The 13,092-nt window shown below is 69.8% G+C and carries 9 protein-coding genes and 1 pseudogene; 7 read left to right on the forward strand and 3 right to left on the reverse strand.

Annotated features, from left to right (window positions below; genetic code table 11):
* Positions 1-223: 223 nt before the first annotated feature.
* The 4 genes from QR77_RS13500 (at position 224) to QR77_RS13515 (ending at position 6,532) form a co-directional block, all read left to right on the forward strand.
* Positions 224-976: a TIGR03089 family protein gene (locus QR77_RS13500; protein ID WP_040021940.1), complete on the forward strand. Its 753-nt coding sequence runs from the start codon at positions 224-226 to the stop codon at positions 974-976.
* 214 nt (positions 977-1,190) lie between these two features.
* Entirely contained in the window at positions 1,191-2,615 is a 1,425-nt protein-coding gene (locus tag QR77_RS13505) for an LCP family protein (RefSeq protein ID WP_040027847.1), read from the forward strand.
* A 226-nt stretch (positions 2,616-2,841) separates the two neighbouring features.
* Complete coding sequence (locus QR77_RS13510) at positions 2,842-4,719, forward strand: LCP family protein (protein ID WP_040021942.1); 1,878 nt, start codon at positions 2,842-2,844, stop codon at positions 4,717-4,719.
* Between the two features lie 82 nt (positions 4,720-4,801).
* Positions 4,802-6,532: an LCP family protein gene (locus tag QR77_RS13515; RefSeq protein WP_078877798.1), complete on the forward strand. Its 1,731-nt coding sequence runs from the start codon at positions 4,802-4,804 to the stop codon at positions 6,530-6,532.
* A gap of 110 nt (positions 6,533-6,642) precedes the next feature.
* Here the strand turns inward: QR77_RS13515 and QR77_RS13520 are convergent, their stop codons facing one another.
* Entirely contained in the window at positions 6,643-7,677 is a 1,035-nt protein-coding gene (locus QR77_RS13520) for a glycosyltransferase family 2 protein (RefSeq protein ID WP_040027849.1), read from the reverse strand.
* A 377-nt stretch (positions 7,678-8,054) separates the two neighbouring features.
* Here QR77_RS13520 and QR77_RS13525 point away from each other — a divergent pair, with 377 nt between their 5' ends.
* Complete coding sequence (locus QR77_RS13525) at positions 8,055-9,446, forward strand: LCP family protein (RefSeq protein ID WP_040021943.1); 1,392 nt, start codon at positions 8,055-8,057, stop codon at positions 9,444-9,446.
* A 243-nt stretch (positions 9,447-9,689) separates the two neighbouring features.
* On the opposite strand, the gene QR77_RS13530 is transcribed toward QR77_RS13525, so the two are convergent.
* Positions 9,690-10,250: an acyl-CoA thioesterase gene (locus QR77_RS13530; RefSeq protein WP_040021944.1), complete on the reverse strand. Its 561-nt coding sequence runs from the start codon at positions 10,248-10,250 to the stop codon at positions 9,690-9,692.
* Positions 10,251-10,367: 117 nt separating this feature from the next.
* Here QR77_RS13530 and QR77_RS13535 point away from each other — a divergent pair, with 117 nt between their 5' ends.
* Positions 10,368-11,648, forward strand: coding sequence for an LCP family protein (locus QR77_RS13535; protein WP_052488716.1), 1,281 nt, complete (start codon positions 10,368-10,370; stop codon positions 11,646-11,648).
* Between the two features lie 67 nt (positions 11,649-11,715).
* Here QR77_RS13535 and QR77_RS13540 read toward each other — a convergent pair whose 3' ends face one another.
* Complete coding sequence (locus tag QR77_RS13540) at positions 11,716-12,228, reverse strand: MarR family transcriptional regulator (protein WP_063798027.1); 513 nt, start codon at positions 12,226-12,228, stop codon at positions 11,716-11,718.
* A 92-nt stretch (positions 12,229-12,320) separates the two neighbouring features.
* On the opposite strand from QR77_RS13540, the pseudogene QR77_RS46630 reads away from it, so the two are divergent.
* Positions 12,321-13,092 (forward strand): annotated as a pseudogene (locus tag QR77_RS46630) (FUSC family protein); the annotation flags it as partial.

The raw sequence follows: 13,092 nt of genomic DNA on the forward strand, positions 1-13,092 counted from the left end.
GGCGGCGCCGGTCGGCAGCGAGAGGGGAAGGACCAGGGCGGCGGAACACGCGACGCCGATCGAAGTTGCTAGGAAGGCACGCATGGGGCCCACTCTCGGCGCCGTCCCCGGCCCCCGCCCGCCGACACCCTGACAGCCCGTCGGAAAACCGGTCCGCCAAACCGGTGGCAGCCGTCATCGGTACGGCAGTGGGCAGCCGGCGGCCCGGCGTACGCTTTCCCGCGTGAACGCCATCCGTCGCACCCCTGCCGACCTGCTGCGATCCGCTCTCACGACGGACCCGGCCCGCCCCTTGGTCACCTTCTACGACGATGCCACCGGTGAACGCGTCGAATTGTCCGTGGCCACCTTCGCCAATTGGGTGTACAAGACCGCCAACCTGCTCCAGGGCGATCTCGCCGCTGAGCCGGGCGACCGGCTCGCGCTGCTGCTGCCCGCGCACTGGCAGAGCGCGGTCTGGCTGCTCGCCTGCTCCTCGGTCGGGGTCGCCGTCGAGATCGGCGGCGACCCGGCAGAAGCTGACCTCGTCGTCAGCGGACCCGACACCCTGGAGGCCGCGCGCGCCTGCCGCGGCGAGCGGGTCGCGCTCGCGCTGCGCCCCCTCGGCGGCAGGTTCCCGCAGGCTCCGGCGGGCTTCGCCGACTACGCGGTGGAGGTGCCGGGCCAGGGCGACCGCTTCGCGCCGTTCGCACCCGTGGACCCGGAGGCGACCGCCCTCACCGTCGGCGGTACGGAGCTGACGGCGGCCCAGGTCGTGGAGCGGGCCGCCGTCGACGCGGGCAAGCGCGGTCTGGCGGCGGGGTCGCGGCTGCTGTCGGGACTCCCGTACGACACCTGGGACGGCCTCTCGGCGGGGCTGTTCGCGCCGCTGGTCGCGGGAGCGTCCGTCGTGCTCTGCCGTAACCTCGGACAACTGTCGGCGGAGGGGCTCGCCAAGCGGGTCGAGAGCGAGCGGGTCACCGACAGCGCGGTGTGAAACGCGCCACGTCGAGATCACGGCGAGCCACCCGGAGTACGCGGTGCGGTGCACCGTGGACGGCCCCCGCGTACCGGAGTGTCACCTCTAGCACTTGATCGGCGATATGTGTGGCCGACCGCACAACCAAGTGCGGGATTCGCCCGTCTACCCCAGCAACCGGCGGCCCAGCGCGCCGCCGACGCCTTGAAGGATGGACGCAGACGTGACCCACATGGCCGGCACGCCCGGCACGCACGGCGACCCGGACGGCGAAACGGCCGAGGCCGAGGAGCCCACCGGTGCGGCTGAGCCTGACGACGGCGTCAGTGCGGATGGCCGAAAAGCGGATACGGACTCCGGTGCCGCGGAAGACAACGATGCCGTGGCCTCGACCAGCGACGACGTGAGTGACGGCGCGAGCGAGGACACGAACGACACCGGCGCGGGCGCCAGCGCCGGCGCCGGCGCCCCGCCCCCCGTACGCAAGAGCCACTGGCTGCGCTGGACCGCGCTCGGCGCCGCCGTCGTCGTCCTCGCCGCCGCCGGCACGAGCTGGTGGTTCTACACCAAGCTCGACGGCAACATCACCAGCGACACCGGCGCCGCCGCCGAGTTGCAGACGTACGAGAAGGACCGGCCCAAGCCCGTCGCGCTCGACGCCGAGAACATCCTGCTCATAGGCTCCGACTCGCGTTCCGGCGCGGGCAACGGCAAGTACGGCCGTGACGACGGCGGTTCGAGCCGCTCGGACACCACGATCCTGCTGCACCTCGCCGCCGACAGGAAGAGCGCGACGGCCGTCTCCGTCCCGCGCGACCTGATGGTGGACATACCGAGTTGCGGAAAGCCGGACGGCGGGCGCAGCAAGGCGCAGTTCGCACAGTTCAACTGGGCCTACGAGTTCGGCGGTACGGCCTGCACGATCCGTACGGTCGAGAAGCTGACCGGCGTCCGGATAGACCACCAGATGGTGATCGACTTCAGCGGCTTCAAGGACATGGTGAACGCCGTCGACGGGGTCGAGATATGCCTGAAGGAACCGGTCGACGACAAGGAAGCCCACCTCAAACTGCCCGCGGGACGCCAGACGTTGAACGGCGAGCAGGCGCTCGGCTTCGTACGCGCCAGGCACGGCATCGGCGACGGCAGCGACACCCAGCGCATGGACCGCCAACAGCGGTTCCTGGGAGCGCTGTTCAAGAAGGTGCAGAGCAACGGGGTACTGCTCAACCCGACTCGGCTCTACCCGGTGCTCGACGCGGCGACGAAGTCGATCACCACGGACCCGGGGCTGGCGAGCCTGACCGACCTCTACGACCTGACGGGCTCGATGCGCGACGTGCCCACGGACAAGGTGCAGTTCCTGACCGTGCCGAGGCAGCCGTACAGCGCGGACCCGAACCGCGACGAGCTGGTGAAGTCCGCGGCCGAGACACTCTTCAAGCAGTTGCGCGACGACAAGCCCGTCTCGGTCAGTCCGAAAAGCGACTCCCCGGACGGCGACGGCTCGGCGGACCCGGACGGGTCGGCCGACAGGACACCGGACCCCACGAGTTCACCGGACGCGTCGAGTTCACCGGGCTCCACCAGCTCGGCGAGCCCCAGTCCCGCCCCGTCCTTCACGGGGACAAACGCCGCCGACGGCATGTGCGAGTAAAGCAATGGCCAAAGGAAGTTCCGCACTCAAGGCGGATTGTGCGTAATGCCCAGTTGTAAGGAGCGTGGAATTTGTCAGGCGCGTCGCTGGACGTTGAACTGGGCGGATAGTGTGACGCGATCCGGTGCGGCCGTCCGCCAAGGGGTCGCGTACGACCGGATCGAAAGACCGAACGTCTTCGGGGGAAGGCGTCTCGCGTTGGCACCGACGGAGGATTCAAGCAACCGTGGATGCGCATAGCCGTGGAGGGGCGGGCGACGAGATCGACCCCGCCGACCAGTGGGTCCTCAACCCGCAGACCGGTAACTACGAGCTGCGACTGGACCACTCCGCAGGGCAGCCGGACTCTCCCCGGCCACGCGGTGGCGCACCCAGATCGGGCGCGCCCCGAGGCGGTTCGGGGCGCGGCACCCGCGCCAAGGGTGACGCCCCCGGCGACACCGACACCGACACGGCCTCCGTACCGGGCTCACGCACCGGCTCCCGGTCCGAGTCGCGCGCCGACGCGCGGTCCGGATCACGGTCGGGCTCCCGTTCCGGCAGCCGGAGCGGACAGCGCGCCGAGGTACCGGCGCAGCGCAGCCGCAGAGCGGGCAAGGGCCAGCCCGCAGAGGCGGCCACGGCCGCCGGACGCCGTAAGCGCAAGGCCAAGAAGGCCGGCAAGAAGAAGGCGCTGCTCTGGACGGGCGGGGTGGTGGCGTTCCTGATCGTCGCCGGCTCATCCACCGGATACCTGTACTACCAGCACCTCAACAGCAACATCACGGCCGTCGACGTGGGGACGGGCGACAAGGGCATCGCGAACGACAAGCCGCTCAACATCCTGATCATCGGTACGGACAAGCGCACCGGTGCGGGCAACGAGGGCTACGGCGACAAGGGCAGCGTCGGTCACGCCGACACGAACTTCCTGCTGCACATCTCCAAGGACCGTACGAACGCCACGGCGCTCTCCATCCCCCGTGACCTGATCACCAGCATCCCCGACTGCGAGACGAAGCAGCCGGACGGCAGCATGAAGGTCATCCCGGGCACCCAGGCGGAGGGTTCGAACCCGCGCTTCAACACGAGCCTCGGCCAGGACGGCCGTGACCCGGGCTGCACGATGGCCACCGTCAAGGAGCTGACCGGGCTCACCGTCGACCACTTCCTGATGGCCGACTTCAACGCCGTCAAGACGCTGACGACGGCGGTGGGCGGAGTGGACATCTGTCTCGCCCACGCGGTGAACGACCCGGACTCACACCTCAACCTGTCGGCCGGTACCCACAACGTGCAGGGCGAGCAGGCGCTGGCCTTCGTACGGACGCGGCACAGCTTCGGCAACGAGGGCGACCTCGACCGGATCAAGGTGCAGCAGCAGTTCATGGCTTCGCTGATGCGCAAGATCCAGTCCAAGGGAACGCTGACGAGCCCGAGCAAGATGCTCGATCTGGCCGAGGCGGGCACCAAGGCGCTCACGGTCGACTCCGGCATCGGAACGGTGTCGAAGCTGACCGACCTCGCCATGCAGCTCAAGAACATCAACCCGAAGAACATCACGTTCACGACGCTGCCCGTGGTCGACAACCCGGCCGAGTACCCGCAGCACATCACGGTGGTCGTCAACAAGACCCAGGCGGACCCGCTGTTCTCGATGCTCCAGAGCGACACCTCGCTCACGGCGGTCAAGAAGAAGGAGGCCGCCGCCAAGAGCAAGCAGGACGACCTGCTCAAGGGCAGCAAGGCCGCCGCCGACGACGTACGGATCGACGTGTACAACGGCGGCGGGCCGCAGGGCTCGGCGCAGGAGACCCTCGCCTGGCTTCAGAACGACAAGCAGGCGCCGAAGACCACCAACAAGGGCAACGCGCCCGCGAACGTGGCCACGACAACTCTGGAGTACGCGCCGAACCAGGCCGACCAGGCACGTACGGTCGCCGCCTGGATGGGGCTGCCCGGCTCCGCACTGAAGAAGGGCACGAAGGACGCCGTGGGGCTCGAAGCGATGAAGCTGACTCTCGGCAAGGACTTCAAGGGCGCGGGAGTGCCCATCACAGGGCCGGCGAAGGTGCCGGACGGCGTACAGAAGGTCGAAGCAGACAAGCAGGTCTGTGCCAAGTGACGGCGGAGCGCCGGCTCGTGCAGACGGCCTGAACGAGGGGGATCGGGTGGTCCACAGCAGCGCGCGCCGGGAGAGTACGGGCATGCGGGGAGGCGTCCCGCACGCCCGCGAACTGGGCTGGGACGACAGCCTGTACGAGGGTGAGCAGGCGCGGCCGGGGGCCGGCGCCCCGGGGCGGGGCGCGAGCGTCCCCGGTCCTGCGACCCCGTCGGGGCAGGACGGCCCCGGCGAGCCAGCCGCGGGAAGCGCCGGGAAGAAGCAGTCCAAGGCCGCGCGCGGGGCCGGTTCGCCGCCCCGCGTCACCGCCCGGGGCAAGCGCGTCCTGCGCTGGAGCGCGGGCACGCTCTCGTTCCTGATCCTCGCGACGGCAGGCGCCGGTTATCTGTATTACGAGCATCTCAACGGAAACATCCGCAGTGACGCGCGTAGCGGCGGCTCCAGCGGGGTCAGGAAACCCGGCGCCAACGCGGCGGGACAGACGCCGCTGAACATCCTGATGATCGGCTCCGACAGCCGCGCCTCGGCGGCGAACGTCAAGCTCGGCGGCAGCAAGGAGAACGCGGACAACCCGCCGCTGGCCGACGTACAGATGCTGATCCACATATCCGCCGACCGGAAGAACGCCTCGGTCGTGTCCGTACCCCGTGACACCCGGGTCGACATACCGGAGTGCAAGGACGCCAAAACGGGTCAGGTCTACCCGAAGACCAACGGCATCATCAACGAGACGCTGGCGCGCGGCGGTCCGGGCTGCACCCTGAGCACCTGGGAGAACCTCACCGGCATCTACATCGACCACTGGATGACGATCGACTTCGCCGGTGTGGTGGCGATGGCCGACGCGATAGGCGGCGTCGACGTCTGCGTCAAGCAGGGCCTCTGGGACCGGCCGATCGGTACCGTCGGCGGCGGCTCGGGGCTCAAGCTCAAGAAGGGCACCACCAAGGTGCAGGGCGAGCAGGCCCTCCAGTGGCTGCGTACCCGGCACGCCTGGGGCAGCGACCCGCTGCGCGCCAAGGCGCAGCACATGTACCTGAATTCGATGATCCGCGAGCTGAAGTCGCAGAGCGTCTTCACCGACACGGGACGGCTCACCGGTCTCGCCGAGGCGGCGACCAAGTCGCTGGAGGTCTCGAAGGAGATCGGTACGGTCAAGAAGCTGTACGACCTGGCCATGCAGCTCAAGAGCGTGCCGACCGACCGCCTCACCTCGGTGACCATGCCGACGCTGCCGGACCCGCAGGACCCCGACAACCACCTGGTGGCCAACCAGGCGGACACGGACAAGCTGTGGACGTTCCTGCGGGACGACGTGGCGCTCGACGCCAACGGCGCCAAGGACGAGGGGAAGAAGACGCCCGCCGAGCCGGTGTCCAAGGACCCGGCCGCCAAGCCGTCGGAGACCGGCGTCACCGTGCTCAACGGCACGGGTGGCGGCGCCGAGGCCCCGGTGTCGGGGCGGGCCGGCGTGGTCGCCGATCTGCTGACCGGCAAGGGCTACACCCTGGCGAAGTCCGACACGCGGCCCGTCTCGGAGAAGTCGACCACCGTCACCTTCCCCAGCGCGGATCTGGAGGGTGACGCGCAGCAGGTCGCCAAGTCCCTGGGGATTCCGCTGACTTCGGTCAAGAGGTCGACGGACGTGTCGGGGGTCACCCTCGTGGTGGGCGCCGACTGGCGCAGCGGCTCCACGTACCCGAAGCAGGAGAAGCCGAAGGCGGGCGGCATCCCGGACACGTCGGACGCCATCAACGGCTCGGACACCAAGGCCTGTATGGACGTGTACGCGCCGTACGTCTGGCCGCAGGTGTAACAACGCCCGGGCCCGTAGCGCCTGTTGGTTACATACGTGAGCGCCGCCCGGCTGTCCTTCCCGGGCGGCGCTCACGTACGTACGTACAAGTCGAGCCCGCTGGAGCGGTGTTACGCGTCGACCGGCCGGGCGGCCGGCCTGCGGCTGGCGATGACCTTGCGCGCCAGTGAGCGCGGGCTGGTCAGGAAGCCGTACCCCCACGACATGTGCATGGTGGCGAGCGCCAGCGGGATCTGGAGCCGTGACTTCAGCGGCAGGCCCTTGCCTGCCGGGACCGAGCCCGCCGCGATCGCGACCAGGTAGGCGGCAGGGACGAGGAAGGCCCACGGTGTGAGCGCGATGCCGACGACGATGCTCGCGGCTATGACACACACCGCCGTCGGAGGCGCGAGATAGCGGAGGTTGATCGAGCCCGAGTGGTAGCGCGCGACCACATGGCGCCAACGGCCGTAGTCCTTGTACTGCTTGGCGAGCGCCCGGACGGAGGGGCGCGGCCGGTACTGGACGCGCAGCTCGGGCGAGAACCAGATCCCGCCGCCGGCCTCGCGGATGCGGAAGTTCAGCTCCCAGTCCTGGGCGCGGATGAACTCCTCGTTGTAGCCGCCCTGTTGTTCGAGGGCATCGCGCCGGAAGACGCCCAGATAGACGGTTTCGGCGGGTCCCGCCTGACCACCCGTGTGGAAGGCGGCGTTGCCGACGCCGATCTTCGAGGTCATCGCGGCGGCGACGGCGTCCTCCCAGTCGTTCTCGCCCTCGGCGTGCATGACGCCGCCGACGTTCTGCGCGCCGGTCTCCTCCAGGAGCCTGACGGCGGTGGAGATGTAGTTCGAGGAGAGCATGCCGTGGCCGTCGACCCGTACCACGACGGGGTGCTTGGACGCCTTGATCGCTGCGTTCAGCGCGGCGGGGGTGCGGCCCGTCGGGTTGGGGACGGTGTGCACACGGGCGCGCTCGTCGTGTGCGGTCTCCCGTACCAGCTCGGCGGCGATCTCGTCGGTGCGGTCGGTGGAGGGGCCGAGTGCGATCACCACCTCCATCTCCCCGTCGTACTCCTGCTCCAGGATGTGCTGGACGGAGTTCCTGAGATGACGTTCCTCGTTGAGCACCGGCATGATCACGGAGACCGCGGGCGGCAGGGCAGACATGTGGTCCTTCGGAGCCTTCGGGAGACGGAGGTCGGCGCCGCTCATCCACGCCACGCGGCGGCGCGGGTGCCGGCGTCAAGTTTTGCGTGTCACAGCTTTTGTGTGTCACAGCGAGCTTTCCGCGTCACGTTACCGCGAACGGGGGACAGCGAAGCGCGCCGCCCGGTCGCAGCGGGCTGCCGCTGATCGTATGGGCCTACTGTGCCCGCATTTCCCCTGTCACCGCGGAGGTGTCCCCCGTGCCCACGCCGCCACGCTCCTCCCGATCGCCCCGCCCCTCCCCCTCTCCCCGTCCTCCGCGTCCCACGGGATACGCACGCCCGGTCGCGCGCCCCCGGCAGCGCCCCGGCAGGCAGGACGAGCGGCCCCGCTGGGGCATGCGGGTGGCGACGACGGTCTCCGTCGTCGTGCTCGGCGCCGGCGGCATCGGCCACGCGCTGGTGACGAGTCTCGACACGGGTATCGACCGGGTCGACCTCTTCAAGGACATGAAGAACCGGCCGGACGCGGGCCACGGCATGAACTTCCTGCTCGTCGGCACCGACGGCCGCGACAAGATCACGGCGGCGGAGAAGGCGAAGTACCGGCTCGGCGGCGCCCCCTGCCACTGCACGGACACGATCATGCTGGTCCACCTCTCGGAGGACGGCCGGCGCGCGAGCGTCGTGAGCCTGCCGCGCGACAGTTACGCGGAGCTGCCCGAGCACACCGACGAGACCACCGGCAAGGGCCACAAGCCGCACGCGGTGAAGATCAACGCGGCGTACGCGGAGGGCGGGCCCGGGCTCACGGTCAGGACCGTGGAACACATGACGGGCGTGAAGATCAGCCACTATCTGGAGATCGACTTCACCAGCTTCATGAAGACGGTGGACGCGCTGGGCGGGGTGGACATCTGCACGCCGAAGCCGCTGAAGGACTCGTACACCGGACTCGACCTGTCGCCGGGCACGCACAACCTGGACGGCGGCGAGGCGTTGCAGTACGTACGCTCCCGCCATCTCGACGCGGCCTCCGACCTGGGCAGGATGCAGCGCCAGCAGCGGTTTGTCGCCGCGCTGATCAACAAGGCGACCGGCAGTGGGGTGCTGCTGAACCCGGTGAAGTTCCGCCATGTCACCTCGGCCGTGCTCGGCTCGGTGCGCGCCGACCCGGGCTTCGGTACGGAACAGCTCCTGCGGGTCAACGAGGCGATGCGCGGCTTCTCGCCCTCGTCGTCGGAGTTCACCTCCGTACCGCTGACGGGGTCCGGATCCGGTGTGATGGTCAAGGGGCTCGGCTCGACCGTGAAGTGGGACCCGGTGAAGGCGCAGCGCCTCTTCACGGCGCTGCGCGAGGACAGGCCGCTCACCGCGCCGCACCGCCCGGCGCCGGGTCCGAAGGCGGCGGCCAAGGCGACCGTCGTCGAGGTGAAGCCGCAGGACATCACGGTGCGGGTCTACAACGGGACCCGCTCGAACGGGCTCGGCAAGCGCGTGGACGACGCGCTGCGCGCGGCCGGCTTCCGGTCCGGCGGGGCGCCGCTGACCTCGCGCGTGGGGAATGTGCGGCGGACCGTCGTGATGTACGACCCGGGCTGGGACCGCTCGGCGAAGTCGCTGGCGGCGGCGCTGCCGGGGAGCGAGCTGCGGCCGGTGGCGGGGCAGGGCGGCACGATGAAGGTGATCGCGGGGACGGACTTCAGGGCGGTGACGCCCGTACGCGCCGAGGTGACCGCTTCGGCGGGGCAGTTCGGCGCGGTGACCGGGGACCAGGTGGTCTGTCCCTGAGGAGGGCGTGCGGTATCCCCTGGTGCCGACCTCTGGCGTGAAACAGCCGCTCAGGAAGGCTGAAAACCGCCCCGTCAACGCTGAACGCGCCCGGTCCGCCGCGCGTACCTATCCCCGTGGGCCCCGGCCCACCGAGCGCGCCGCTCGTGCCCGTCGGCGGACGGGTACGGGCGGCGTTCGCGCGTACGGCCCGGCTGACGCGAACTCGGCACCGGCCGCCGCGTACTCCGCGCACTCCGCGTACTAGCCGGAGACCTCGTCGACCATGCCGTCGGCCGCGCGCTTCTCCCGCAGTTCCTTGATGGCGCGCCGCCTGGCGAGCCGGTGCGTGCGCCGGATCTGCGCCTCCTGGTAGCGGCGCCGGTCCCGCTCCGTCTCGGGGAGCACCTGCGGTACGGGGCGCGGCCTGCCGTCCGCGTCGACGGCGGCGAAGACCAGATAGGCGCTGGCGACCTGGGTGGCCGGGGTCGACTCGTTCCAGCGCTCGGCCATGACCCGGACGCCCACCTCCATCGAGGACCGGCCGACCCAGTTGATCTGAGCCTTGGCGTGCACGAGATCGCCCACCCGCACCGGCTCCAGGAACACCATCTCGTCCATCGAGGCGGTGACCGCCGGCCCGCCGGAGTGCCGCCCGGCGACCGCGCCGGCCGCGTCGTCGACCAGTTTCATGATCACGCCACCGTGCACCGTACCGAGGAGATTGGTGTCACTGCCGGTCATGATGTAGCTGAGCGTGGTCCTGGACGCCGAGGTCGGCTTACCTGGAATCTCACCCTCCGGGCGGTGAGCCTGATCTGTCATGTGCCCCACCATATGCGGGGTTCACGTACCGTCTCATTGCATCAGCTTGGCAACAGCCGCGCCCCGATTCCGTACCTCCCGGCATGGGTCGCCCTCGCGCCCGGCACACTGGTTCGCATGAGTGATTGGCCCGATGGACCGACCGGCGACCGCGCGGAGCGCTACGGGCGCGGCAGCGCGGGCCCGCAGCCCGAGAGCGCTCGCGCGATGCCTCATGTACCGCGCGGGAGAGGCGTACCGCGGCAGCCGCCGCAGCAGCAGGGGTACGGCGTACCCCCGCAGCAGTCGGGGGGGTACGACCAGGGCCCCGGAAGCGGCGACGGCTACAACACCGGCCAGGTCTACGGCTCGCACCACGGCGGCGGCCCCGGCGGCCGGCCGCCGGGCAGTAACGCCTCCGGACCCGTCGAAGCGCCCAACTGGGGCCGCCGCATCAAGATCGGCGTCTCGGTCCTGGTCGTCGTGGTCCTGGCCTACTCCATCGGCATCTACTTCTGGGCCGACTCCAAGCTCACGCCCCGGCAGGAGGTCGACCTCTCGAAGGTCATCGACCGCCCGGCCGAGGGGGACGGCACGAACTATCTGATCGTCGGTTCGGACAGCCGCGAGGGCATGTCGGCCGCCGAGAAGAAGGAACTCCACACCGGGTCGGCCGAGGGCAAGCGCACCGACTCGATGATGATCCTGCACGACGGCTCCAACGGCCCGACGCTCATCTCGCTGCCCCGCGATTCCAATGTCACGGTCCCCTCCTTCCGGGGCTCGGAGTCCGGCAAGCTCTTCCCGGCCGAGGGCAAGCAGGAGAAGCTGAACGCGGCCTACGCCGTCGACGGCCCGACGCTGCTCGTACGGACCATCGAGGCCAACATGGGCCTGCGCATCGACCACTACGTCGAGATCGGCTTCGCGGGCTTCGCCAAGATCGTGGACGCGATCGGCGGGGTGGAGATGAACCTCCCGCAGGGGTTCAAGGACAAGTACTCCGGCGCCGACTTCAAGGCGGGCAAGCAGACCCTGAACGGGCAGCAGGCGCTGGCCTTCGTACGGACCCGGCACGCCTTCGCCGCGAGCGACCTGGAGCGTACGAAGAACCAGCAGAAGTTCCTCGCGGCGCTGGCCTCGCAGACGGCGACGCCGGGCACGATACTCAACCCGTTCACGCTCTTCCCGACGATGAGCGCGGGTCTGAACACACTGATCGTGGACAAGGACATGTCGCTGACTTCGCTCGGATCGATGTTCTTCGCGATGAAGGGCGTCACCGGGGGCGACGGGGTGTCGATGAACATGCCGATCTCGGGCAGCGTCAACGGCAACCTGGTGTGGGACAAGGCGAAGGTCAAGGAGCTGGTGAACCAGCTCAACAACGACGAGAAGGTCACGGTCACGAGCGACTGACCGGTTTGACCGCGTCACATCGCCGGTTTCAGGGGCACTCCGCGGGCGGGGTGCCCCTGAGCCGTGTTCAGGCGCCGAGGGGTGTGGGCTGGTCGGTCTCGGCCCCGGCCCCGGCCTGGACCCCGGCCTTGTCCGCCGTCAGGTAGCGCCGGGCCACCGCGCGGTTGTACCGCTCGAACATCTCCCCCAGCGTGCGCAGGTCGTCCTCGCTCCAGTCCCCGAGCAGTTCGGCGAAGCCCTCCGTACGCCGTACCCGTACGGACTCGGCGCGCGCCAGTCCCTCGGCGCTCGGTGTGATGACGCTGCGCCGCCGGTCGCCGGGCGCCGGGGCACACTCCACCAGTCCGGCGCGGCGCGCGCCCGCGACCTGTCGGCCCGCCGTCGACGGGTCGAGGCCGAGGGTGGCGGCCAGCGAGGTGATGTCCATCGGGCCGTTGTCGCCGAGGGTGCGCAGCAGCAGGTACTCGGCGCGGTCGAGGACGTCGTGGACCTCCGTACGCCGGTAGAGCAGCTCGAAGTTCCTGTTGAGCAGGGCCGTCTGCTGCTCGACGACGCCGATCGCCCCGGTCACCGCTCCCATGGCTCCACCACCGTTATCGGTACGATACCTGCTATTATTTGTATCGTACATGCATTTGGGGACGAGTACGGACGCCCGAGGAAAGGGGCTTGATGGCAGAGCGAACGCGCGGCCGAGCATCCGAGATACGGGACCGGATCACCTCCTCCGACCCGGGACTGAGCAGGCTGACGTCGGCGGTCTCGGCCGCCGTGGCGATGGCCGGCTCGATGGCGATCGAGTACGGCTTCGGACAGGCCACGCACGCCGGTTTCCAGGGCACGCTCGTGGCGATGATGCTCGGTACGGTCATCGCGATGATGGGGTCGATGGCCCTGACCGGGTCCGGCTTCTGGCGCAAGGTCCGTACCGCTGTCTTCTTCCCCGTGGCGATCGGCGTGGGTCTGACCGCCGGAATCCTGGTGGGTTCCAACACGACGCTGATGCTGAGCGTGTTCGTCCTGGTGATGTTCCTCGCGGTCTTCGTCCGCCGCTTCGGGCCGCCGTTCTTCTTCTACGGGTTCATGGGCTGGATGGGCTTCTTCTTCGCCGCGTTCCTGCACCCCACACTCAGTACGCTGCCCACGCTGCTCGAAGCCGTCGGGATCTCCACCCTCTGGGTGCTGCTGCTGTCCGTCACCGTGCTGCGTACGAACTCCCGCCGCACCCTGCGCCGTATCCAGCGCGCCTTCGGCGCCCGCGCCCGCGCCGTGGCCGATGCCTGCGCCGACCTGCTGACGGCGGGGGATCCGGCGCGGGTGGCGCGGCTGCGGCGGCGGCTGCACGGGCGCCAGCTCAAACTGGCCGAGGCCGCCCTGATGATCGAGGCGTGGTCGGCGGAGCCGGGGGCGCTGCCCGAGGGCTGGTCGGCGGCCGCGCTGCGGC

It is taken from the genome of Streptomyces sp. 150FB (assembly GCF_000818195.1).
GTDB lineage: Bacteria > Actinomycetota > Actinomycetes > Streptomycetales > Streptomycetaceae > Streptomyces.

What these genes read in the sequence shown, in the direction of transcription:
- QR77_RS13505 (WP_040027847.1), top strand. Translation starts at nt 1,191, where the DNA reads ATGGCCGGCACGCCCGGCACGCACGGCGACCCGGACGGCGAAACGGCC.
- QR77_RS13515 (WP_078877798.1), top strand. Translation starts at nt 4,802, where the DNA reads ATGCGGGGAGGCGTCCCGCACGCCCGCGAACTGGGCTGGGACGACAGC.
- QR77_RS13520 (WP_040027849.1), bottom strand. Translation starts at nt 7,677, where the DNA reads ATGTCTGCCCTGCCGCCCGCGGTCTCCGTGATCATGCCGGTGCTCAAC.
- QR77_RS13525 (WP_040021943.1), top strand. Translation starts at nt 8,055, where the DNA reads ATGCGGGTGGCGACGACGGTCTCCGTCGTCGTGCTCGGCGCCGGCGGC.
- QR77_RS13530 (WP_040021944.1), bottom strand. Translation starts at nt 10,250, where the DNA reads ATGACAGATCAGGCTCACCGCCCGGAGGGTGAGATTCCAGGTAAGCCG.
- QR77_RS13535 (WP_052488716.1), top strand. Translation starts at nt 10,368, where the DNA reads ATGAGTGATTGGCCCGATGGACCGACCGGCGACCGCGCGGAGCGCTAC.
- QR77_RS13540 (WP_063798027.1), bottom strand. Translation starts at nt 12,228, where the DNA reads ATGGGAGCGGTGACCGGGGCGATCGGCGTCGTCGAGCAGCAGACGGCC.